21 protein-coding genes and 1 pseudogene are annotated in these 24,465 nt (G+C 38.3%); 12 read left to right on the top strand and 10 right to left on the bottom strand.

Annotated elements, in window-relative coordinates; genetic code table 11:
* Positions 1–44 precede the first annotated feature (44 nt).
* Together surE and MKL35_RS13140 are read left to right on the top strand one after the other, a co-directional pair.
* Positions 45–1,016 (top strand): 5'/3'-nucleotidase SurE, encoded by a 972-nt coding sequence (gene surE / locus MKL35_RS13145; RefSeq protein WP_081404403.1) that lies wholly within the window; start codon positions 45–47, stop codon positions 1,014–1,016.
* An 11-nt stretch (positions 1,017–1,027) separates the two neighbouring features.
* A complete protein-coding gene (locus MKL35_RS13140) occupies positions 1,028–1,672 on the top strand; it encodes a hypothetical protein (protein ID WP_032010449.1) in 645 nt (214 codons plus the stop codon).
* A 35-nt stretch (positions 1,673–1,707) separates the two neighbouring features.
* Here MKL35_RS13140 and MKL35_RS13135 read toward each other — a convergent pair whose 3' ends face one another.
* Complete coding sequence (locus tag MKL35_RS13135; protein WP_032010447.1) at positions 1,708–2,148, bottom strand: HD domain-containing protein; 441 nt, start codon at positions 2,146–2,148, stop codon at positions 1,708–1,710.
* Positions 2,149–2,960: 812 nt separating this feature from the next.
* Between MKL35_RS13135 and MKL35_RS13130 the strand changes: the two genes are divergently transcribed.
* Positions 2,961–3,509: a TetR/AcrR family transcriptional regulator gene (locus MKL35_RS13130; RefSeq protein WP_119689169.1), complete on the top strand. Its 549-nt coding sequence runs from the start codon at positions 2,961–2,963 to the stop codon at positions 3,507–3,509.
* A 139-nt stretch (positions 3,510–3,648) separates the two neighbouring features.
* Here MKL35_RS13130 and MKL35_RS13125 read toward each other — a convergent pair whose 3' ends face one another.
* A complete protein-coding gene (locus MKL35_RS13125) occupies positions 3,649–4,422 on the bottom strand; it encodes a hypothetical protein (protein ID WP_119689168.1) in 774 nt (257 codons plus the stop codon).
* Positions 4,423–4,732: 310 nt separating this feature from the next.
* Here MKL35_RS13125 and MKL35_RS13120 point away from each other — a divergent pair, with 310 nt between their 5' ends.
* The 3 genes from MKL35_RS13120 (at position 4,733) to MKL35_RS13110 (ending at position 6,660) form a co-directional block, all read left to right on the top strand.
* Complete coding sequence (locus MKL35_RS13120; RefSeq protein WP_032010442.1) at positions 4,733–5,551, top strand: hypothetical protein; 819 nt, start codon at positions 4,733–4,735, stop codon at positions 5,549–5,551.
* A complete protein-coding gene (locus tag MKL35_RS13115) occupies positions 5,548–6,045 on the top strand; it encodes a type II toxin-antitoxin system VapC family toxin (RefSeq protein ID WP_032010440.1) in 498 nt (165 codons plus the stop codon). The genes MKL35_RS13120 and MKL35_RS13115 overlap by 4 nt, the downstream gene beginning before the upstream one ends.
* A gap of 96 nt (positions 6,046–6,141) precedes the next feature.
* The gene (locus MKL35_RS13110; protein ID WP_032010438.1) at positions 6,142–6,660 is read left to right on the top strand and encodes a GNAT family N-acetyltransferase; all 519 of its coding nucleotides are present in this window, start codon (positions 6,142–6,144) and stop codon (positions 6,658–6,660) included.
* A 179-nt stretch (positions 6,661–6,839) separates the two neighbouring features.
* Here MKL35_RS13110 and MKL35_RS13105 read toward each other — a convergent pair whose 3' ends face one another.
* The 3 genes from MKL35_RS13105 to MKL35_RS13095 all read right to left on the bottom strand — a co-directional run bounded on the left by MKL35_RS13105 (position 6,840) and on the right by MKL35_RS13095 (position 9,673).
* The gene (locus MKL35_RS13105; RefSeq protein WP_032010436.1) at positions 6,840–7,880 is read right to left on the bottom strand and encodes an NAD(P)-dependent alcohol dehydrogenase; all 1,041 of its coding nucleotides are present in this window, start codon (positions 7,878–7,880) and stop codon (positions 6,840–6,842) included.
* A 22-nt stretch (positions 7,881–7,902) separates the two neighbouring features.
* Positions 7,903–8,661, bottom strand: a complete 759-nt coding sequence (locus tag MKL35_RS13100; protein ID WP_106479827.1) for an SDR family NAD(P)-dependent oxidoreductase — start codon at positions 8,659–8,661, stop codon at positions 7,903–7,905.
* 88 nt (positions 8,662–8,749) lie between these two features.
* On the bottom strand, positions 8,750–9,673 hold the full coding sequence (locus MKL35_RS13095; RefSeq protein WP_171073634.1) for an alpha/beta hydrolase: 924 nt from the start codon (positions 9,671–9,673) through the stop codon (positions 8,750–8,752).
* A 109-nt stretch (positions 9,674–9,782) separates the two neighbouring features.
* Here MKL35_RS13095 and MKL35_RS13090 point away from each other — a divergent pair, with 109 nt between their 5' ends.
* On the top strand, positions 9,783–10,682 hold the full coding sequence (locus tag MKL35_RS13090; RefSeq protein ID WP_016654076.1) for a LysR family transcriptional regulator: 900 nt from the start codon (positions 9,783–9,785) through the stop codon (positions 10,680–10,682).
* A gap of 50 nt (positions 10,683–10,732) precedes the next feature.
* Here MKL35_RS13090 and MKL35_RS13085 read toward each other — a convergent pair whose 3' ends face one another.
* From MKL35_RS13085 to MKL35_RS13075, 3 genes are all read right to left on the bottom strand, one after another.
* Positions 10,733–11,812, bottom strand: a complete 1,080-nt coding sequence (locus MKL35_RS13085; RefSeq protein ID WP_032010432.1) for an HlyD family secretion protein — start codon at positions 11,810–11,812, stop codon at positions 10,733–10,735.
* A 13-nt stretch (positions 11,813–11,825) separates the two neighbouring features.
* Positions 11,826–13,460 carry an MFS transporter gene (locus tag MKL35_RS13080; protein WP_032010430.1) on the bottom strand — a complete coding sequence of 545 codons (1,635 nt, stop codon included), beginning with the start codon at positions 13,458–13,460 and terminating at the stop codon, positions 11,826–11,828.
* Positions 13,461–13,601: 141 nt separating this feature from the next.
* Positions 13,602–14,246 (bottom strand): TetR/AcrR family transcriptional regulator, encoded by a 645-nt coding sequence (locus MKL35_RS13075; protein WP_004708743.1) that lies wholly within the window; start codon positions 14,244–14,246, stop codon positions 13,602–13,604.
* Between the two features lie 136 nt (positions 14,247–14,382).
* On the opposite strand from MKL35_RS13075, the pseudogene MKL35_RS13070 reads away from it, so the two are divergent.
* Positions 14,383–14,584, top strand: a pseudogene (locus tag MKL35_RS13070) (hypothetical protein); the annotation flags it as partial.
* 17 nt (positions 14,585–14,601) lie between these two features.
* On the opposite strand, the gene adeS reads toward MKL35_RS13070, so the two are convergent.
* Positions 14,602–15,669 (bottom strand): two-component sensor histidine kinase AdeS, encoded by a 1,068-nt coding sequence (adeS, locus tag MKL35_RS13065; RefSeq protein WP_032010428.1) that lies wholly within the window; start codon positions 15,667–15,669, stop codon positions 14,602–14,604.
* Between the two features lie 31 nt (positions 15,670–15,700).
* A complete protein-coding gene (gene adeR, locus MKL35_RS13060; RefSeq protein ID WP_004887203.1) occupies positions 15,701–16,444 on the bottom strand; it encodes an efflux system response regulator transcription factor AdeR in 744 nt (247 codons plus the stop codon).
* A gap of 145 nt (positions 16,445–16,589) precedes the next feature.
* Here adeR and adeA point away from each other — a divergent pair, with 145 nt between their 5' ends.
* The 4 genes from adeA (at position 16,590) to MKL35_RS13040 (ending at position 24,416) form a co-directional block, all read left to right on the top strand.
* The gene (gene adeA, locus MKL35_RS13055) at positions 16,590–17,780 is read left to right on the top strand and encodes a multidrug efflux RND transporter periplasmic adaptor subunit AdeA (protein WP_032010426.1); all 1,191 of its coding nucleotides are present in this window, start codon (positions 16,590–16,592) and stop codon (positions 17,778–17,780) included.
* Entirely contained in the window at positions 17,777–20,887 is a 3,111-nt protein-coding gene (gene adeB, locus MKL35_RS13050; RefSeq protein ID WP_106479829.1) for a multidrug efflux RND transporter permease subunit AdeB, read from the top strand. The genes adeA and adeB overlap by 4 nt, the downstream gene beginning before the upstream one ends.
* A gap of 80 nt (positions 20,888–20,967) precedes the next feature.
* On the top strand, positions 20,968–22,365 hold the full coding sequence (adeC, locus tag MKL35_RS13045; RefSeq protein ID WP_032010424.1) for a multidrug efflux RND transporter AdeABC outer membrane channel subunit AdeC: 1,398 nt from the start codon (positions 20,968–20,970) through the stop codon (positions 22,363–22,365).
* Positions 22,366–23,090: 725 nt separating this feature from the next.
* Positions 23,091–24,416, top strand: coding sequence for an ISNCY family transposase (locus tag MKL35_RS13040; protein ID WP_016805832.1), 1,326 nt, complete (start codon positions 23,091–23,093; stop codon positions 24,414–24,416).
* Positions 24,417–24,465 lie beyond the last annotated feature (49 nt).

Genomic DNA, 24,465 nt, shown 5'->3' with positions numbered 1-24,465 from the left:
GGGCAACTACTATACAAATCAAAATTTAAGAACATGGTAGTTAAGTGATGAAAAAAAGTTTATTGGGCGGCCTTATTCTGTCTTTGTGTACGACTCAAGCTTTTGCATTAAATATTTTATTGGTTAATGATGACGGTCTAACCAGCAATATCAAAGCACTCTATGATGAATTAAAAGCAAATGGTCATAACGTGCTTGTGTCTGTACCTTGTTCACCACAAAGTGGTCGTGGTGGTGCAATTGTCATGTACAGCTCAACGACGATTAACGCAGATAATGATAAGCAAATTACGGCTGAAAACGGTTGTCACAATGGTGCAGCACCGATTGGCGCACCTGCGGCTGGAACCTTTACCAAAGCGGGCTATACCAATGGCGACTGGAATTACACGCATGGTACACCAGTCATGGCAACCGTTTATGGACTAGACGTGGTTGCGCCAAAGCATTGGGGTAAAGCACCGGACTTAGTTTTATCTGGCCCAAATGAAGGCCTAAATGTCGGAAAAGTCGTTGTACACTCTGGCACCATTGGCAATGTACAGTTTTCGGCAGGCCGTGGCATTCCATCTATTGCATTAAGCGCCGATACCAACACGGTAGATGACAAAACTTTAAACAACCCTAACTCTGCAATTGTGGCAAAGCAAACCGTAGTGTTATTAAAAGAATTACAAGCTAAGGCGGGTAAGGGCCCGTTGTTGCCAAAAGGCATTACCCTTAATGTGAATTTCCCTAAAAATTTAACAACCAGCACGCCGTTTGCTTTTTCAAAAATTGGGACGTATGACTTATATAAATTGAAGTTCCAAGTGACCAAAGATAGTAAAGGCAATAACCAATATGGCCTTGGAATAGACGCGGCACCATCTGCTCCAACAGCCGCGCAAATGTCGGATGAAAGCGCTGTAATGCAAAGTAAAATTGCCGTGACTGCCATGCAAGTGGCTTATGATCAAAGACCAGCAGGTCAAGAATGGCTTAAAATCCGTTTAAAAAGCTTATTTAACAAGTAAGGAGAAAGACCATGAAACGTTGTTTATTGGTTTTACTCCTTGGGTTTGGATTGGCAGCTTGTAATGACAATGATCATGATGACCAAGTCTCGACTGAAAAACCTGCACTAGCGCCGAGCTTAGATGTCGGTACTTATATTATTAGTACCGAAACTGATGAAGAGTTACCTATGGCGGGTAAATACTATTCTGGCGCAGATGGAACTAAATTATTGGTTTTAGATGATGACGAAAACCGTGCCAAGATTGTGATGAGCTACGATGCCAAAAATAAGACTTGGAAGAGCAACCAGTCTAATCAAGTGATGACAGTCGAATTAGCACATTATGAAAAAATTGCTGATCAAAAACTTTTGCTTAATCAATTGGTCGGCACCTACGATTTATCGTTTCCAGATGGAACGACGGTAAATGCCGAGGTGAATGCACAAGGTAAAATTGTCTCGAAAGATTCGAATTGTGTGTTTATGGGTGTGATTACTGAAAGTGCATTAGCCAATACGGCAAACTATCAACTTACTGATAACAAGTGTGATGCGCTAAAAAATAACTCAAAAGGTTATGTTGTGGTAGATGAAGATTTAGAGCCTATGAGTTTTAGACTTGTATCTGACGCGGTTGCATCAAAAGACATTTGGGCATTTGCACAATCTTAAAAATAAAAAAGACAACGGATTCATTTCGTTGTCTTTTATCTCAACCTATCTTGCGCCGTTGAAACAATTAACATGGTTTGAAGGTAATAATCGACACGTGACTGATTATTTTCTTTATGTGAATTATGCGCATTAAAAGCTGCATCATGAAGTTTTACGACTCGAGCGATCGGGTTCAAACCACAACGAATTAAATATTCTTCGCGTGTTTCACTTTCTCGTTTAGTTAATGCATCTACTGCATCACGGACTTCTTTTCCAAATAAGCTTTCGATTTTTTCTAGGGTAAGAGGCGTGTCTTCAACGCTATCGTGGAGAAGAGCGGTAATAATATAGACTTCTGAAAATTGATGCTCAATTAATGAGTTGACCACACCTTTAATATGGTAATCAAAGTAATCATGAGGACCATACTTTTGACCTTGATGAGATTCTTTTGACAATTTCTCTGCTAATTCAACTTTATTTTGAGTCATTTTTTGCTCTTATTACTTTAAAGATATAACGCAGCCTAATGGGTGAAATGGGGCGCTTAAGTCATAATTTTATACTGGATACCTAAGTTAGGCATAAGAGTAATTGCTCATTTTTGTTTATTCATTCTTGTTTGATAAGAACAAAACCCGACCTTAACTTTTTGCAACTTTAAAATTTAACTTAATGATATAAAAGCAGATTGTAAATATTACTTAAGAATATCCTTAATTATGTAATTAAATGAAAAATAATAATTATTTAAATATTTTCTAGCCAATTTCACATTGACACTTCAAATATTGAAGATTACCATTTGCGGGCTGGCCTACATTGCCAGTCGGTTTTAGCAGACCGTTTTTAAGACCGCATCAGAATTTATTCCTTCTGAGGGATAGTTCTATGTGTACCTCTCGTCTCTTTCCCGTAGCGGTAGGACGGGAGAGGGACACCTTCGGGTGTGCTGGATGTCTTAACCAGTCTGCTAACCCTCTTTCGTTCTGCCACCATAAATTTTATGCTCTGGCAGAACTCCATATATAAGGAGTTAGCTTTGCGCATCCATCATTTCTTGGCACCCATTGCCAAAAGCTATAACAATACAGCTTAAAACATTTAACGCAGCTTGATCGCCGTAAGGCTTTTTCAGGCTTTAGCTCGTTATTACTTAAAACTTTCATCAACAACTAAAACTTGAGATGTGCTAGGCACAGTCTTTATGGCTTTGCTACGCCTTTTTTTCACCTTTAGAAAAGTGGAAGGCTTTTATATCTCATTTATATACAACAAAAATTTAATTTATAACGGTAAAAATATGCCAAATTTAGTTCTCCCAACACGTGCATTAAAAGTCGTAAATAAATCAATTGAACTTTTCCATTACAACGGGTTTCATATCGTGGGTGTCGACAGACTTGTGAAAGAGTCGGAAATACCAAAAATGACGTTTTATAACTACTTTCAATCTAAAGAACGCTTTATTGAAATCTGCTTGATTGTGCAAAAAGAACGACTTCAAGAAAAAGTAGTCACTATGCTCGAATACGACCACGACACAAGCGCAGTCGATAAACTCAAAAAGCTCTATAACTTACACGCAGACATAGACGGGCTGTATTACCTATTGTTTAAAGCCATTTTTGAAACGAAAAATACCTACCCAAACGCATATACAACCGCCGTGAGATATAGAACATGGCTCACCAACGAAATATATAGCCAGCTTAGAGCACTTAACCCCGATGCTTCTTTTAACGATGCCAAACTCTTTCTATATATGATCGAAGGCGCCGTCATTCAGCGTTTAAGTTCAGATGAAGTTGATGGGAGAGTGGTTGAGGTGTTTTTGAGGGGGATGGGGTGAGAAAGAAATAATTTTGAGTAGGTTACCTCAACCACCTATAAGTATTATACCTTTTGTATCTGTGCATTCGGCTAACAAGATGCACAGCTCATTTTACTTTTCATATTCCTTGCAATTTTATGAAAAATTAAATTAATAATTATTCATTTAAAAAATTTCTTTTTTCTTTAAATAGTTCAATAAATTTCTTTTTAAGTTTTATTTCTAACTCATAGATTTTATCGACTTCGGGAAGTGTTTTTAGAGTTGAATAGTCTATTACCTGAAAGTTTCTCTTTTCTGTAAAATTATCCAAAACTGTTGAATTTAGAACCTTTATATGATTAACAATTTCTGTTAAAAGTTTTTTAATTTCATCGTCAATTGGATTATTGCCCTCTAAACTTAGATCAATCGAAATTGCAGCTATTTCTAGATTTCTGACAATTGTATTTGTTTCATCGAAGTTTTTATTAACCTCTGCATAAGTGTTTTGACCTTGTTTATACGTATTATAAGCATTAACCGTGGATAAAGCCTGTATAACTACTCTACCTGTATTATACAAAAATTGTGCTGCTGACTCTCTCAGCTTATCGATCCATATCTGTTTTGAGTGAGTATTTAACTCTTTATTTTTTTGATTTTCTTGGCTTTCAATTTGTCGAGCTAAAAATTCCTCTTGCTTAATTAATTGTCTTTCATTTTGATCTTTTTGACTTTCTATTAATTGATTGTTAGATTTTGTAACTAGGTGAATAGTTACAAATGCTGTAATTGCTGAGATAATTGCAGAAATTATAAGGGTAAAAGTCAAAGCACCGTAATCAGTAATTTGATCTACTTTTAATTCGATTGGAGATTTTACTTTATTCACATCCAAAATCAGTGTTTGACTTAAATTGGATTCATTGGATTTTAAAGGTTCTTTCATTGGGATTTTATGTGATATTAAAATAATTATATATTAATCATTTATTATTAATAATTCATCCTAACGAAAGGGATTTCTACTCAATTTATCCCTACTCATCGAATGGCTCAAACTGCCAATAGAGAAGACGCCACCTCAAATCTGATTATAGAAACATTTTTAGTTCACAAGCCTTTGAAATAGTCAAATATTTTGGTTGACAAATTATAATATTAGTCCTAAAACGAGGAGTAATTAATTTATTAAGTTTGCTTTCATTTGTTTATTACTTTGAACATACTATAAGCAAGGTGTTTTTAGATAACCGAAAATGACAAAATTGGATAAAAAGGGTAGAAAGCCTACTCAAGAAAGACTTGACCTCGAGGATTCATCAGTTCATCAAGAACTAGATGATAATCTTGACTTCGTCTTAAAAATCCATGACGGACATCTTCATGATCTAGAAATATCGAGTGTTGCCAATCTATTGTCTGCACTTGGTCAAATCGTGGGTGTCAAACAAGCTAGCTTCAAAACCATTAAAGAAGGTTCGACAACTATAGCAGTAACAGTTCCTCGTGATTGTAAAGCTATAGCTATGGCTAATGTTCTTAAGGACACAGCATTAAAGCGTAAACAGGTTACTCGAATACAGAAAGAATTAAGTAAGTATGGTTTCCATAATGCTGAAATTTCGAATGGACATTTGAAAGAAAATCAGCCATATGAACCATCTCAAATTCTATATTCTGTCCCTGAACTTGATTATGAAGAAAACTTCACTCAAGACGAATCAATAGATGGGTACTTAACTCGATTGCAAAAGGGTAAAGATAATTCAGATCACATCACTATTATTTTAAATAACGGTGATGAAATCCCCGCAGAATGTTCTCATAAATTATTAGAAGAATTACATCCATACTTTAATACTAACAAATGCTTAAGATTTGAAGGCATAGCGTCATATTCATCGAAAACTAACACTTATCAACTAAAACTCAAGAAATACTCGATTACTAAATTTACTGTGATTGAAGATATGGGTCTTGATCAATGGATTGATAGTTTTAGAGCACAGGGGGCATCTAATTGGTCTAAATTTGATGATCCTATTGCCGAGTGGCTGAAGGAGCGTCAGGATTGATCATCTTAGATACTAATGCGTTAATAACATTACTGACTGCTGACAAGGCCAGTGCTGAGTATTTAAATCTGGTTGCTTATCTTAAGCAATGTGAACGTTTGACACTGGCTTTGCCGATGCCTGCAATAGCAGAGTTCATTGCTGGTGATGAAAATGAATCTAGAAGTAGTATGCTTCTAAGTCCAAATTCTAAATTTAAAAATCTGGATTTTGATGCTAAAGCAGCTTTAATAGCGGCACGTATCTATAAAGATTATAAAAAGCTACCTAAGAATCAAAGATCTCAAAATCCTCATCAGAAAGTAAAGGTAGATATTCAGATTTTAGGCATTGCACTTGCGAATAATGCAAAAATGATTGTGACTTGTGATAGAGGGATTAAAACTATTATTGATGCATTAGACTTATCAATTTCAGTTTTTGATTATGCTGATAATAATTATTTAGAACAGATGGTTGGGGCAGAAGTAGCGCAAAGTAATATAGTGCAGTAGCTTATCAAAAGACAAAATAATAAATTTGATGCATTTGAGTTTTTTCTTATAAAAGTAAATATTCAAGACAAACTTCATTTTACTTAGAGAAGAAATATGAAAAATATTGAAATTTTAGAAATAAAAGAAACTGGCGATTATGAAGAAGGCCTATCATTATTGTTAGAAGATTCTATCAATAGCGGAGCTTCTATAGGTTTCCTAGCTCCTATAGAAAAGAACGAAGTCGTGAATTATTGGTGTGAGGTCAACCATAAATTACCACAAGGTAATAGCCGCCTATGGATTGCCAGTCAAGAAGGAAAAATTATAGGTAGTGTTCAATTATCTTTAGTAAGTAAAAAGAACGGTGTACATAGAGCCGAGGTTGAAAAACTTATGGTTCTGACAACAGCAAGAAAACAAGGAATAGCAACATTACTAATGAATGAACTAGAAAATTTTGCACGAGAAAAGGGCTTGCGATTACTTGTTTTAGATACACGTGAAGGCGATGTGTCCGAACTTTTATATAGCAAAATTGGATTTGTTCGTGTAGGTGTAATTCCAAGTTTCGCATTAAGCTCAAACGGGAACTATGACGGCACAGCCATTTATTATAAGCAGCTTGTTTAGTTGCTATAAGTATCTATAGAGCAACTCATTGATCACTTAATTTTTATATTCAAAGTCTTTTCAAATAAATATTCAGTTAAAAATTTCTAGCTGAGAGGGGTATTATCTTCAATCTTTTGCGCTGATTTTAGAAAGGAAACAACTCTCAACTAGAAAATTTAGTCAGAACGTATTTGAGTTTATAAGGGGCTCATATCAATGACAAAACGATAGCGCACGTCCGAACGTTCTAGTCGTTCAAATGCCTCATTAATTTGATCCATACGAATCATTTCACAGTCAGGTAAAATATTTTGACGGGCGCAGAAATTCAACATTTCCTGAGTTTCAGCAATCCCGCCAATCATAGAACCTGCAATTCGACGGCGGCCCATAATCATTGGAACAGTAAACGGCTCGTCAAGTAACCCTAATTGTCCAACCACCACAAAAGTTCCATCAATATCTAATAATGGAATATAAGGGTTAATATCATGTTTTACTGGTACTGTATCCAAAATCACATCAAAGCCATTCAATGCTTGCTGCATAGCAGCCTCATCTGAAGTATCTAACAAATGATGTGCACCCAATTGCAAAGCATCTGTTTCTTTACTTTTTGAACGGCTAAGTACTGTGACATCTGCACCTAAGCCTACAGCAAGTTTTACGGCCATATGACCCAAACCACCAAGCCCGATAATGCCTACACGAGTACCGGGGCCAACATTCCAAGTACGTAGAGGAGAGTAGGTAGTAATGCCTGCACATAGTAAAGGTGCTGCACGCGAAATATCTAAACGGTCCGGAATGCTTAGGACAAAATGCTCTTTCACGACAATATGTTTGGCATATCCACCATAGGTATTTTCACCTGTGACACGGTCCTGACCATTGTAGGTTTCGGTCAGGATTTCACGGCACATGTGCTCTTCACCTTTTTGACATTGATCGCACGCCATACAACTATCAATAAAAGTTCCCACGGCAACATGGTCACCAATTTTAAACTTGGTCACATCTCGACCAATGGCAATTACTTTGCCAACAATTTCATGACCGGGAACCAACGGGTAGACCGTGCGTCCCCAGTCGTTTTTTGCCATGTGCAAATCTGAGTGGCAGACGCCTGAATATAAAATCTCGATTGTCACATCATCGCCATTTGATTCGCGACGTTCAAATGTAAATGGCACGAGAGGCGTACCTTGCTCTACAGCCGCATAGCCATAAGTTTTCATCTTTAAATCTCAACTTTTGAATTTATGAGCCAAGAACTACTCGAGGGTAAATAAGATCTTTGAGATCGAAGCCATTTTGCTCATTGACAATGCCAACCACTTTGTCGCTTTGATACAGTTGGTAGGCATAATCCGCTAATTGTTCGGCGCTAATAAATGCTTCTGGACTAAATAGATGGTCGCCATCTATGCCGCCATTAACAGAAGCTTGGCCTACAAATTCGGTTGCCGTTGCACCCGGTGCCAAGACTTTAACTCGCATTTTTTTGCCCTGAGTCTGCATAGCTAAAGCTAGACCTTCGGTAAACGAAGCCACATAAAACTTGGTGGCGCAATAGATAACTGCAATATCAAATTGGGCGTATCCACCAATGGAAGCGGTATTGATTAAGGTTGAATCTTTGTCTGCATAATCTTTTACATACAGCAAAGATAAATCCGTTAAAGCCTTAATATTCAGGTTGATCATATCGTTGGCTTTTTCGAGATTAACATCCCATGGAAAGCCATAATCACCAAAGCCTGCATTGTTAATGAGAACATCAATCTGGAAAGAATTTAGCTTTTCATAAAGTTGTTTTGCACTGCCATCTTTACTTAAGTCGGCAGTTTCAACATAAACTTTAATGGCAGGATATTTTGATTCAATATCTTGTTTGATTTGCTCAAGTGCCTCAACGCGGCGGGCAACAATAATTAAATTAAAACCTTCAGCCGCAAATTTATAGCTCAGCGCTTTACCGATACCCGAGCTGGCACCAGTGATAAGAACAGTTTTCATAGATATATTCAGCTTATAAAGAGAGGGTGAAACACGAGGTGAAGGGAGTGGAAAGTTTCCCTGCTTGAGAAACTTTCCAATTTATGAATTAAAGATGTTTTTGAAAAAATGGAATAATTTTTTCTAAGGCTTGAGCAACAGGTTCAGGTTGATCATATAAGTCATAATGGCTTGCATCTTTAACCACAAAGAGGTTTTTATCTTTAGAAGCCGCTTTGCTATATAGCTCATAACCGTCACGATATGAGCCGAAGCCTCCCGGAACTCCACCAATCACAATTTGTAAGGGTTGGGTGAGTAGGTGGTCTGCCAAATGAAACGCATCAAACCCAACAGCAGCCGCTAAGCCTGAAAAGCGAAGTTTATTTGGTGAACCTTCTGCCTGACCGCGCGGGGTTTTGTAGTAATCTACAGCTTCTTTAATATCAATATCATGAATGCCAGCTTGCTCACGCTCTTGTTGTGAGTTTGGAATGTACTGGGTAATAAACGGTTCGGCACCACGAGCTTCCGCAGTACGCTGTGCTGCAATGGCTTCTAAAGTTTTAATGGCAGCTTCAGGTGTTTGATCACCTTCACGCATTAAACGACCATAGTTTGCTGCAACTACAGTTGCGACTGCTTTAAAACGGCGTTCAGTCATAGCAGCATTAACAGCATAACCACCGCCACCACATACGCCTAATACACCAATACGGTTTTCATCAACATAAGCAAGCGTTGTTAAATAGTCGGCTGCACAGCGGAAATCTTCTACACGTGTTGCAGGGTCTTCAAGAAAACGAGGTTCACCACCACTAGCACCTTGATAAGATGCATCAAATGCTAAAGTAATAAACCCAGCTTCAGTGAGTTTTTCACCATAGATTGCACCGGCAATTTGTTCTTTACAGCTACTAATTGGGTGAGCGCATACAATCGCTGCATATTTTTTGTTTTCATCAAAATCTTTTGGAAAACGTATAGTTGCAGAAACATCAATATCTTTATTTTTAAAAGTTACAGTTTTCATCATTTTTCTCCAAGAGAAGAACTATCTCGATGAAACCAATATACCCCTAGTGATTCATTATGATAATCCACTATAATGAGATAGCACTTATATTGAATACTTATAAATAATGAAAGAAAATCTGAATGATTTGCATACATTTATTGTGGTTGCACAGGAGCGAAGCTTCACTCGTGCGGCTGCAAAACTCAGAACTTCACAATCAGCCATTAGCCAAACACTCCGTAATTTAGAGGACCGAATTGGTATAAAGCTATTATCACGAACCACCAGAAGTGTTGCCCCCACAGAAGCAGGTGAATATCTGCTCAGCTTGATTCAACCTGCCATCGAAGAAATAGAACATGGCATGAATCAGCTTAGTGCTTTAAAAAATGATCCGGCAGGAACATTACGTATTAGTGCCGATGAATATGGAATTCAAACTGTTTTATGGCCCGCCGTTGAAAAAGTCATACAACAATTTCCAAAAATTTCAGTCGAAATTACCTCTGATTATGGTCTGGTCGATATTGTAGATGGTCGTTTTGATGCAGGGCTTCGAAGAGGCGGTTTGGTTTCTAAGGATATGATCGCTTTACAAATTAGTGATCCTATACAAATGCTGACAGTGGCTACCAAAGAATATTTAGAACGTTACGGCCATCCTAAGCAGCCAAAAGATTTAGTTGAACATCAATGTATCAATTTAAGGTTACCCACACATGGCGAACTTTATCGTTGGCAATTTACCAAGGGAAATAAAACGCAGAGTGTTAACGTTAACGCTAAAATTGTTTTTACAACCTTATCTCCAGTACTTCAAGCAGTAAGAAGTGGAGTAGGAATCGCTTATCTACCTATTGATATGGTTCAGCCTTATATTGAAAGTGGTGAACTGGAAGAAACACTAAAGGACTGGCGACATAGCTATGAACCGTATCACCTGTATTATCCGCATAGACGTGAGCAAGCGCCTTTATTAAATATCTTAATCAATGCATTAAAAGAAAATTTTAATAAGGCATAGCGCTTAATCAGATTGATCTTCTTAAGCGCAATCATTGGAAATAATAAGTATTAGTTCATTACAGTGGTAATCACGGACATTCCCGGACTTAAGCGATTTAAATCTTTTTGATTTGGATCAATCGCAATTCGCACCGCAATGCGCTGTACCACCTTGGTAAAGTTTCCTGTCGCATTATCCGGTTTAATAACACTAAATTCAGAGCCGGCAGCAGGTGAAATTTCTTCTACATGACCTGTGAATTTTTGATGGCCCAACGCATCGACCGTAAAAGTAGCTTTTTGGCCAATACGCATGTTTTTCATTTGGGTTTCTTTAAAATTGGCAATCACCCAAGTCTTTTGGGGAATTAAAAAAAGCAATTGAGAACCCACTGATACATATTGTCCAACACGTGGATTGACTTCACCCAACTGTCCATCCATAGGTGCATAAATCACACTATAATTTTTAGTTGTTTTTGCCTGATCCAGTTGAGCTTGGGCATTATTAACCTCAGCCTGTAAACCGACTTTAGCCACTTGCGTCGTTTTTAAAGCCTCCTTTGCAACCGACAAATTTGCTAAAGCTTGTTTAAGAAGTGCCAAATTATTTCTTTCATTGGCAAAAGCTTTATCTTGTTCGGATTGTGAGGCAGCACCAGAGCTTCCTAATTGTGAATAACGTTTTGACTCAGCCACAGAAAGATCATATTCAGCTTGAATCTGATCTACTTTTGCTTGTGCTGAGGCAATATCGGCCTGACGCTGTGCAATGGTCTGTTGTTGATTGGCCAAATTATTTTTTGCTTGTTCAACCATTGATTGTGCCTGAACTACTTTTTGATCATAGGTTTGAGCATCAATAATCAGGAGCGGTTGACCTTTTTTGACATGATCAAAATCTTTCACTAAAACACGTTTTACATAACCATTGATTTGTGAAGATAAAATCGTGGTTTGACCTTTAATATAGCTGTTATCGGTTTGTTCACTGTTTAGAGCAAATGGCGGTAAATGCCATGCCCTGAAAATAAACAGTACTCCGACCAATAGTACAATTGCCATAATAATAAGGGTCGATTTCTTCGGTTTAATTAATTTGGAACTAAACTGAGCTGAAGAACCCAGTGTTTGTGCTTGTTCAGCCATTTTAATTACTCACTCATGCTTGTTTGCGTGCGCTATAACGCGTCCATAACAATGAAGTCACGCCAAAGATAAATACGAGGGTTGCCAGTAGCGCATTGATTTTGATTACGTCATTAAATGCGAGAACTTGAGCTTCACGGGTAACAACTTGATTTAAAGATTTTTGTGCATAATTCTGCTGAAAATTGGGATCGGTACTGTTTTGTCGAGCCTGACTGCTATATAGCTGAAGCCGAGACTCTACCGTAGCATTGGTTGTATCTAGACTTGTGTAGATCGCATTTTGATGTAGACGAGTTTGATGTTGCTGGTAGGTTGAAAAGAAAGACGTACCGATTAACCCACCTAAGTTTTGAGTAACTCCCAATAACACCGCAAAAGTCACCACACTCCATTGGCTGTGTTGTAGTACACGGAAGTAGCCAATCAATACGAGTGGTCCCATAAAAATACCGCCTGCACAGCCAATCAAAAACTGCGAAAGGTAGAGATTATGAGGTCGAATATCATGCGTGAGGCCAAGATCTAAACCGCAACCGATCAGAATAAGCAGTTCTGCAACCAGCAATTGCTGCATTAATAGGTGTTGTTTAAACGTTAAAATACTTGCAACGCTTCCGACGAGAACACCCAGCCCAATCATGCCGTAGAGTCCTACTAATTGTTCGGGTAATAAGCCCATCGCTTGTAAAAAATGTCCGACCGCATAGTTTTGTTCTGACATGAGAATGCGGATTGAAAAGGCCCCGATCATAAACGTAAGCGTCGATTTCATGACAAGCCATTGGGTCTCGATGAGCGGATGTTGGCGATGATGTTCAATCACAAGACCAATGACTAAAAGGACAAAGCCCAAAGCAAGGGCATAAGCAATCCAAGTGTTGTTAAACCACCAGACAATAGGGCCTTGAACAAGTACTGCACTGAATAAGGCTATGGCAGGAAAGATAAAAAGAAGGGGAAAAATATCGGCTTTTTCTAATACGGCAGCTCGGATACTACGCGGTAATTTGAGGCTGACCACCATTGCTAAGCAGCATAGATAAAGACCAAGTTCAAAATAGGCTAAATCTGTCCATCCTTCACCGTGGGTAATACCGGGTGAAATCATCCATGCCAAAGGTAAACCAAACTGTTGTAAACCTAAAATGACATAAATACCTTTCAGTGCTGACGGTTTTTTAAAGGACTGGATAACATAGTGTGCGCTCATCGAAGTCAGAGGAGCTGCGACAATACCTGCAAAAAATCGAACCGCTAAAGCCATTTCATAGCTATTTACAAGTAAATGTAAACCAATACAGATACAGCATAAAACTAAACTGATTTCAGCAAATAAACGAAGCCCGAACTGTTGCCTAATTTTAATGACATATAAATTTGCAGCAGTATTTCCAATAACGAAAGCTGCAGGAAGCCAAGCTGCTTCACTTGGGGTAAGACCAAATTCACCTTGAAAGAGCAAAGCATTGGAAATAATTAAACCATTTCCTAGACTTGCCGAGAGTGCGATAAATACACCAATAAACAAGTAAGCCACTCTCAGGTGATTCGGATGCTCAATTGAGGCAGGTGAGCCAATCAATGCCGGACGTTCTGTTTCCGTCCAGTTAGGCATAGGCTCTAAATATTTTGGCGTTCTTTGCATAACTGAAGCCTCTGCTTCACAAATTTAAGGCGTAAAAATCTATCGACGCATTTAAAATGCAATCGTTTAGATAAGTGAGAACGTAAAAAAGAACGAGAGCTGGGTACGCTTCGTTCTTAAGAAATGAGCATATTTCTAGGCTTATTCGAGCTTATGAAAATTTGTATGAAATAGCGCATATAAATTTGTACGGAAAAGATTATTGATATTGATTGTCTCAATATTTTGTAGCATGCCGTTATATAAGACACCCATCCATGTGGGTGCAATGAGTAATAGTGAAAACTCTTTTGTATTTACAGGTGCAATTTCTTTACGATCTATAGCAATTTGGATTAATTTTTCAAATTCAACCAAATATGGGGAAAGGATGCGTCGAAAGTAAATTTCCTTAATATTTGGAAAATTTTCACCTTCTTTTAAGACCAATCGTGAAATGCCATCTCGGCCAGATTTTTCAACAGTACCCACAATTTTATCTAGATGTTCTAGCAAAAAAGAATAAACAGTTTGATTTTCCTGTAAATCTGTAGCCCGAATTAAACGAAGATCTTGTTGTAAGATGTCTTCAATCACACCTTCAAAAAGTTCTTCTTTGGTTTTGAAATAAGAATAAATCGTACCATTGGCAATGTTTGCTTTCTTTGCAATATCGCTAACTTTGGCTTTAGCAAAACCTACCTCTGCAAAATGGATACGTGCAGCTTGAAGAATAGCTTCTTTGGTGGCTTGTGTTTTTTCGAGGCTAGGGCTACGTTTACGTTTTACAAGCTGAGGCTCAGTCATAGTTAATAAAAGTGATTATTTATTCATTTTTATTGTATTTAAAAATGAATATTAAGTCAATTTTATAAATTTATAGCGCTTAATAGTGTTTAGGCTTATACAAACCGAAGTTTTTCAACTGCCACAGAACACAAATAAATTTTCTGGCACATTGGATTTTTTGTCTGAAGGAGTGCTCGAGTGTGTGATAGATATTATTTATGAAACCTGCATTGCCTTAATTGGGGGGGGCAGTCACCGCTTATGTGTTAGGTGTACTCTTAAATAAACAACAGGAAAACGCCACAAAGTGGCGAGAAGAAATTCGTAGAAAAATAAATGAGAGTGAAGAGTTGTAACGCTAAGGTTTTTCTCGCTAATCCATAGAAATTTTTATGGTAAAAATACTTTTTGGACCCTGACTACTGTATTCAATAGTACCTTTCATTGCCACAATAATTGCGTGTACAACAGCAAGTCCTAAGCCTGTACCACCAAACTCTTTATTTCTTGATTCTTCTAATCTAAAGAAAGGTTTAAACAAGTCATCTCGGAACTCGGTTGCAATTCCCGGGCCTTCATCTTCAATTTTCAATGTCCAGTTTTGTGAATCAACTACTGAAGAAATTTTAAGTTTACCTGCATTTGAATAACGAATAGCATTGTCAATTAAAGCAATTAAAACTTGCTCTATACGACGGCGGTCACTAAAAACAGGAGTCGTTGTCAGATCTAGTTCTGGCACTAGCTTCGCTTGTTGCAAGCGATCTTCAAAAGCCTTGAGAACCTTTTCAAGTACCGACTTAAAGTCAAACAATTCATAATTTAATCTGAGTTGCTGGTTTTCGACCAAACTTAAAGTCCGTAGGTCTTCGACTAAGTGTGATAATCCTTCAACTTGGTTTAAAAGGCTTTTAAAAAGAACTTCATCAGGTTTAAAAACACCATCAATAATTCCCTGTAATCGACCTTGTAAAATGGTTATGGGGGTTCTTAGCTCATGGGCTATGGCAGCATTCCAAACTTGCGCATTTTTAACAGAAACTTCTAGCTTTTGAGCCATATTATTAAAGTTATATAAAAGTTCCGACATTTCGGCAGAGTGAACTCGATTATCATAAGCTCTAGCAGAGAGATCGCCTTGACTAATTTTTTTGGCTGCTTCTGCTAAGAAATTAATCGGTATAATGAAACGCTTCGCAAGATGCATACCGATCACCAAGGAAATCATACTGCCACAGAAGATTACAGTACATAACCAGATCCAATCTACAAGGTGGAAGCTTGTCCAGTCTTCTTGAATTGAGCTTAAAGTAATCCAGCCTTTTTCAAGCGCATAATTATAAACCAGATACCCCATTAAAATAGAAAATAGGGTAACACTTAAGTTAACGATACTTAGTGCGATAAAAAGCTGTTTGCTAATTCCTAACTTATATTTCATAACATATTCTCTAGCTATATTTTTATATTATTTAGACATCATCTTTCACAGCTAGTGGATTATCTAGTCTATATCCCACACCACGTACATTAATGAACATTTGAAGTATTCCTTGTTCTTCTAATTTTTTTCTAAGTTTACTGACGTGGCTATCTACAGTTCGTTCTAGGGCATCGCTATCATTCATACAATGATTCATGAGTTCACCACGTGTAAAGACTTTATGTGGCTGATCAATCATAAATGAAATAATTTTATATTCGGTCAGCGTTAAATTAAGCAAGATTTTCTTATTCTCAGAGTGTATATAAACACTATGAGTGTCAGTATCAATTTCAATATTTTTATAGATCTTATTTTTATTAGAAGCTTTATTTGCAAATTGAGTTCTTCTTAAGACAGCCTGAACTCTAGCGACCACTTCATTTGGGTTAAATGGCTTAACCACAAAGTCATCTGCACCGATGCGTAGTGCCATCACCTTATCAATATCTTGATCGAGCGCCGTTAGCATAATCACGGGAGTTTGAGCTTTTTGGCGTATTTTATTTAGCACTTCCCAGCCATTTAGCTCTGGTAATTTAATATCAAGTAAAATTAAATCAATAGGTTGGCTAGCGTGCAATTCAATGGCCTGTTTTCCATTCATGGCACGAATCACACTCATTCCTTCACGTCTTAAATAATTTTCAATAATGTCGCCAATATCGTAGTCGTCTTCTACCACAAGAATAACTTTATCTTGGCAATCAAAAGAAAAAGAATGATCGAACATAGAAAATCTATCTATTAAAGCGCTTCAATCCATCATACGCTAAATTATCCGTGTTTCTCCACACTTCCTCCACACTTTAGCGATTATCCCTACACACTCATCAAAAATAATACGACCATCAAAAAACTCCCTAGGTTCGGACAGTATGCAAAAGCATCTTTTACTTCCTTTATTTTTATCTATTGGGCTTATATTACAGGGGTGTGATTCAAAAGAAGCAACTCAACCTGAGCCACCGCCGGCTAAAGTCAGTGTATTAAGTATTCAACCGCAATCGGTAAACTTTAGTGAAAATCTTCCTGCACGGGTCCATGCATTCCGTACGGCTGAGATCCGTCCACAAGTGGGAGGCATCATTGAAAAGGTTTTATTTAAACAGGGTAGTGAAGTTAGAGCAGGGCAAGCTTTATATAAAATTAATTCAGAAACTTTTGAGGCAGATGTAAATAGTAATCGGGCTTCGCTAAATAAGGCTGAAGCAGAGGTTGCGAGGCTCAAAGTTCAGCTAGAACGTTATGAGCAGCTGTTACCAAGTAATGCAATTAGTAAGCAAGAAGTAAGTAATGCCCAAGCTCAATATCGCCAAGCTTTAGCTGATGTCGCTCAGATGAAAGCAGCATTGACTCGACAAAACTTGAACCTGCAATATGCAACAGTTCGAGCGCCTATTTCCGGTCGAATTGGACAATCATTTGTTACTGAAGGCGCATTGGTTGGTCAAGGTGATACCAATACCATGGCAACCATCCAGCAAATTGATAAAGTCTATGTTGATGTAAAGCAATCAATTAGTGAATATGAACGTCTACAAGCAGCTTTACAAAGCGGTGAGCTATCAGCAAATAGTGATAAAACCGTTCGTATTACTAACAGCCACGGACAGCCTTATAACGTAACAGCAAAGATATTATTTGAAGATATTAATGTTGATCCTGAAACTGGCGATGTTACGTTCCGTATAGAGGTAAATAATACTGAACGAAAATTACTTCCTGGCATGTATGTGCGTGTCAATATTGACCGTGCTTCTATTCCTCAAGCGTTATTGGTTCCGGCACAAGCGATCCAACGTAATATTAATGGTGAGCCGCAGGTATATGTCATCAATGCCAAAGGCACAGCGGAAATTCGTCCTATCGAAATTGGACAACAATATGAGCAATATTACATTGCCAACAAAGGCTTGAAAATTGGCGATAAAGTTGTTGTTGAAGGCATTGAACGCATTAAGCCAAATCAGAAATTGGCAATGGCTGCATGGAAAGCACCAGCCGTTGTAAATGACGCTCCAAGTATAGAAAAGAAAGCTTCTACAACTGAAGGAGCTCAATCATGATGTCACAATTTTTTATTCGTCGTCCTGTTTTTGCATGGGTTATTGCGATCTTTATTATTATATTTGGATTGCTAAGTATTCCTAAATTACCAATCGCGCGCTTTCCAAGTGTAGCTCCGCCACAAGTAAATATTAGTGCGGTTTATCCGGGTGCTACAGCTAAAACTATTAACGATAGTGTCGTCACCTTAATTGAGCGCGAATTATCGGGTGTAAAAAATCTACTCTACTATAGTGCGACAACAGATACCTCCGGTACAGCAGAGATTACTGCTACGTTTAAACCGGGCACGGATGTCGAGATGGCTCAGGTCGACGTTCAAAATAAAATCAAGGCTGTAGAAGCTCGTTTACCGCAGATTGTGCGTCAGCAAGGTTTACAGGTGGAAGCTTCATCGTCCGGATTTTTAATGCTGGTCGGGATTAACTCTCCAAATAATCAATATTCCGAAGTTGATTTAAGTGATTACCTTGTTCGTAATGTTGTAGAAGAGCTAAAACGTGTCGAAGGTGTAGGGAAGGTTCAATCTTTTGGTGCCGAGAAAGCTATGCGTATTTGGGTCGACCCAAATAAGTTAGTTTCTTACGGTTTATCAATTAGTGATGTGAATAATGCAATTCGAGAAAACAACGTCGAAATTGCACCCGGTCGACTTGGTGATTTACCCGCTGAGAAAGGGCAACTCATTACTATTCCACTGTCTGCACAAGGGCAATTGTCTAGTGTCGAGCAATTTAAAAATATCAGTTTAAAAAGTAAAACTAACGGTAGCGTTATCAAGTTATCTGATGTTGCAAATGTTGAAATCGGTTCCCAAGCCTACAACTTTGCCATTTTGGAAAATGGTAAACCTGCGACTGCTGCAGCAATTCAGTTAAGCCCCGGTGCGAATGCCGTGAAAACTGCCGAAGGTGTTCGAGCAAAAATTGAAGAGTTAAAGTTAAATTTACCGGAAGGCATGGAGTTTAGTATTCCTTATGACACCGCGCCGTTTGTTAAAATTTCAATTGAAAAGGTAATTCATACATTACTTGAAGCCATGGTTCTGGTTTTCATTGTGATGTATCTATTTTTGCACAATGTCCGCTATACGCTTATTCCAGCAATTGTGGCGCCTATTGCCTTACTCGGTACTTTTACCGTAATGCTACTTGCCGGTTTTTCAATTAACGTACTCACCATGTTCGGTATGGTGCTTGCCATCGGGATTATTGTCGACGATGCGATTGTCGTGGTTGAAAACGTAGAAAGGATTATGGCGACTGAGGGATTAAATCCTAAAGAAGCAACATCTAAAGCAATGAAAGAGATTACCAGCCCGATTATTGGTATTACGCTGGTATTGGCTGCAGTATTTTTACCAATGGCATTTGCTAGTGGTTCTGTAGGGGTAATCTATAAACAGTTTACCTTGACCATGTCGGTGTCTATTTTATTTTCAGCGCTATTGGCACTCATTTTAACACCGGCACTTTGCGCTACGATTCTAAAGCCAATTGATGGGCATCATCAGAAGAAAGGCTTCTTTGCATGGTTTGACCGCAGCTTCGATAAAGTCACTAAAAACTATGAGTTGATGCTGCTTAAAATCATCAAACATACAGTTCCAATGATGGTGATCTTTTTAGTGATTACCGGTATTACCTTTGCCGGAATGAAATATTGGCCAACTGCATTTATGCCAGAGGAAGATCAGGGCTGGTTCATGACTTCATTTCAATTACCTTCAGATGCAACTACAGAACGTACCCGAAATGTAGTCAATCAATTTGAACATAATTTGAAAGATAACCCCGATGTAAAAAGTAATACAACTATTTTAGGTTGGGGCTTTAGTGGTGCAGGACAAAACGTAGCGGTGGCTTTTACTACCCTTAAAGACTTTAAAGAACGAACTGGTACGGCATCCGAAATGACGAACGCCGTGAATACCTCAATGGCGAATAGCACAGAAGGTGAAACCATGGCTGTATTGCCACCCGCTATTGATGAGTTAGGTACTTTTTCTGGTTTCAGTTTACGTTTACAAGACCGTGCTAACTTAGGTATGCCTGCTTTATTGGCTGCTCAAGATGAACTTATGGCAATGGCAGCCAAGAATAAAAAATTCTATATGGTTTGGAATGAAGGGCTGCCACAAGGTGACAATATTTCTTTAAAAATTGACCGTGAAAAGCTGAGTGCACTTGGTGTTAAGTTTTCTGATGTTTCAGACATCATTTCTACATCAATGGGTTCAATGTATATCAATGACTTCCCTAATCAAGGACGCATGCAACAAGTCATTGTACAAGTTGAGGCTAAATCACGTATGCAATTGAAAGATATATTGAATCTGAAAGTCATGGGTTCAAGCGGTCAATTAGTATCTTTATCTGAAGTCGTGACGCCACAATGGAATAAAGCACCGCAACAATATAACCGTTATAACGGACGTCCATCTTTAAGTATTGCCGGTATTCCGAACTTCGATACTTCATCGGGTGAAGCAATGCGTGAAATGGAACAATTGATTGCGAAATTACCGAAAGGTATTGGCTACGAGTGGACAGGTATTTCCTTACAGGAAAAACAGTCTGAATCTCAAATGGCCTTTTTACTTGGCTTATCCATGTTAGTTGTTTTCCTTGTATTGGCTGCACTCTATGAGAGCTGGGCAATTCCACTTTCCGTGATGCTGGTTGTGCCACTCGGTATTTTCGGCGCAATCATTGCCATTATGTCTAGAGGCTTAATGAATGATGTGTTCTTCAAAATCGGGCTAATTACCATTATTGGTCTATCGGCAAAGAATGCAATTTTGATTGTTGAATTTGCAAAAATGCTGAAAGAAGAAGGTATGAGTTTGATTGAAGCCACTGTTGCCGCAGCCAAACTTCGCTTACGTCCAATCTTGATGACTTCTCTTGCGTTTACCTGTGGTGTAATTCCTTTGGTGATTGCTTCTGGTGCAAGTTCAGAAACTCAACATGCTTTGGGTACAGGAGTTTTTGGCGGCATGATTTCAGCAACCATTCTGGCTATCTTCTTTGTTCCTGTATTTTTTATCTTCATTCTGGGTGCAGTAGAAAAGCTATTTTCCTCTAAGAAAAAAATCTCTTCCTAAATTCAATGCATCAGAGGGAATACTAAATTTCCTCTGATGCTACACAGCTACTCAACTCATTTTGTTATTTGGAGAATACTATGTCGAAATCGGCAACTGTATCTCGTGGACTCGTTATTTCTACACTCTCAATTGCACTCGTTGCATGTGTCAATATGCAAGCTCCACAACCTGCAATTACATCTCATATTCCACACAATTTTTCTCAAAATGCTTCTGGAAAAACGATTGCTGAACAAAGTTATAAAGAGTTTATTTCTAATCCGAAATTAGCACAGGTTATTGAAATAACTTTAAATAACAACCGTGATTTACGTACTGCCACACTCAATATTGAACGTGTACAGCAAGAATACCAAATCACAAAAAATAGCCAGTTACCCACCATTGGTGTAATGGGAAGTGCAGCAAGACAAGTTGATCCGTCTATTAATCCTAATAACCCAGCTTCTACATTTCAGGTTGGTTTAGGAATGACCGCATATGAACTAGACTTTTGGGGACGTGTGCAAAATTTAAAAGATGCGGCATTAAATAATTATCTAGCAACACAAAGCGCTAAAGAAGCAGTTCAAATTAGTTTAATCAGCAATGTCACACAAGCTTGGTTAAACTATGCTTTTGCTCAAGCTAATTTAAATCTTGCCGAGCAGACTCTAAAAACACAACTCGATTCTTATCATCTTAATAAAAAGCGTTTTGAAGTTGGTATTGATAGTGAAGTTCCGTTAAAACAGGCACAAATTTCGGTTGAAACAGCACGAAATGATGTTGCAACGTATAAGACTCAGATTCAACAGGCAAAAAATTTACTGGATTTGCTAGCAGGTCATCCTGTTCCGCAACATTTACTTCCTGATCATCCAATTCAAAATATTACCTTTGAGAAAACCTTTGCAGCCGGTTTACCAAGTGATTTATTAAATCATCGTCCAGATCTTAAAGCTGCCGAATATGAGTTACGTGCTGCCGGAGCGAATATTGGTGCTGCCAAGGCACGCATGTTCCCGACCATAAGCCTGACGGGCTCGACGGGTTATGCATCGTCTGAACTGAAAGATTTATTTAAAACTGGCAATTTTGCATGGTCGATTGGACCTACTATTGATCTACCAATTTTTGATTGGGGAACACGAAAAGCTAATATTAAAATTGCAGAAACTGACCAGAAAATTGCATTGGCTAAATATGAAAAAGCTATTCAATCGGCATTCCGTGAAGTCAATGATGCTTTGGCTACGCATGCACATATCGGAGAAAGATTAGATGCACAACGTCGCTTAGTCTCTGCGACTGATGCAACCTATAAACTCTCCATGGCACGTTATAGAACAGGCGTTGATAGCTATTTTTCGGTTTTAGATGCGCAGCGTTCTGCCTATGCAGCACAACAAGGCTTACTTGCACTTGAACAGATGAAATTCAATAACCAAATCGAAATATATAAAGCTTTAGGCGGAGGAATATCTAAAAGCTAACTAGTTTGGCTCTAAAAAATAAGCTGATAGAGATATTCCTCATCAGCTTACTTTTGTTTTAGATGATTAAATGTTGCTATGACATCATATATTCAGCGCTTAAGTTCATATGAACTATTAGGTTAAATTTAAGCAATAGCTGTACACACGTACTATATCAGTTTTTCCAAGCGTGTAAAGAAGTTTTTTGAAAATTTATTATTAAATTTCAATGTAGTACAAAAAATTAATATTTTAATCTTTAGCGTGGGCAGGCTAAAAATTTTGAGATTAAAAGGCGATTTAGGAAAAGAAATCTATATAGCAGCCAGTAGTAGCCACAAAATAAAGCTCGTAAAGGTGGTGTGCAGTTCACTAGGGTAAATATAGAAATGTAATGACAACTTATAGCAAGCTGTGTAGAGAATTATTCTAACTAAGATTAGAAATAGGGTTAGCCAGTTTAAGTATTTAAGAATGCCACGGCTTGATAAGTTGCTTGAGCAACAGATACCAAGCAAAAAATTTACTGTAGTAAAGAAATAAACGGCGTAGCAATAACGTAGAGTAGCCAGAGTCAGATATATGGTAGGTTTCCAAATCTTTTATTTAACATAATATACATTATACGAACTGTTATGTAAGCCCAAAATAGAAATGTCCGGTTTCTCCAAAGTAAAAATGTCCGCTTTTAGAATATGCACTTTTGCAATTTCCTTAGCGGACGGTTTGATATGTTGGTGTCTATGTCGGATAAAGAACTTAAACGATTGTCGGTCTTGCAGGAAATCTGTGATCAACGCATAACCCAGTCCCAAGCTGCTCAGCTACTTCATATTTCAGAGCGTCAGATCAGGCGTTTATTGCAAAAATACAAAGCTCAAGGCCCAGCTGCATTAGCCCATGCCGGTCGTGGTCAAATCAGCAATTCCAGGCTTCCTGAAGAGCTCAGACTCAAGTGCCTCAATATTGTTTCTGATCAACTGCATGGTTTCGGACCCACTTTAGCGCATGAAAAGCTCACCACCGTTCATGGCTTTGATATTTCAGTGGAAACACTGCGTTCCTGGATGATTGCAGCCGATTTATGGACTCCTCGTGCCAAGCGTCTGAAACGCCCGTATCAGCCTCGTTATAACCGGGACTGTTATGGTGAACTGATCCAAATCGATGGCTCACACCATGACTGGTTTGAAGGTCGAGCCCCTAAATGCTGTCTGCTGGTATTTATCGATGATGCCACAGGCAAATTACAGCATTTACGCTTCTGTAAGTCAGAATCAACCTTTGACTATATGATTTCAACACGTTTGTATGTTGAGCAGCATGGTAAGCCTTTAGCCTTCTACAGCGATAAACATTCAGTCTTCAGGGTGAATCAAAGCAGTAAGAAAGACACCAAGATTACCCAGTTTGGGCGCGTACTCAGCACCCTGAATATCGATATTATCTTCGCTAATTCACCACAGGCCAAAGGCCGTGTAGAACGAGCCAATAGAACGCTTCAGGACCGTCTGATCAAAGAAATGCGTCTGGAAGGCATCAGTTCGATTGCCGAAGCCAATGCCTGGCTACCCTGCTTCATTGAGCAGTTCAATCAGAAGTTTGCCAAGATGGCCTTTAATCCCAAGGATCTACACCGGACTGTCACTGAAACAGCCGAAGAATTAGATGATATTTTTACCTGGCGTGAACCCCGCAGAGTCACGAATAGCCTGACGATCACTTATGATAAGTGCGTATATCTCTTGGAAAACACGGAAGAAAACCAAAGATTGATTGGCAAGTATCTTGAGTTTCTGGAATACCCGAATAGTACAGTCGCGATTGAATATCAGGGAAGAAAAATCAATTACAGCATCTTCGATAAATTAAGTCAGCTCAACCAGCGAGAGATTGTTGAAAATAAACGTTTGGGTTCTGTATTAGCCCATATTCAACAGCAGCATGAAGAACTAGAACAACAAAATAAACGCAATCGTTCTCAAAAGATGCCAAGCAGACGTGCACAGAAAACAGTAATCAAAGAACGAAATCTGAATCCTGTGCTTGACTTGGAAATGTCGGTATAGGACATTTCTATTTGGTTTTAAGGTAGGACATTTCTACTTAGGAATAACA

The organism is Acinetobacter sp. AOR41_HL, from assembly GCF_027854645.1.
GTDB lineage: Bacteria > Pseudomonadota > Gammaproteobacteria > Pseudomonadales > Moraxellaceae > Acinetobacter > Acinetobacter nosocomialis.
This window is presented reverse-complemented; position numbering and strand designations above follow the sequence as displayed.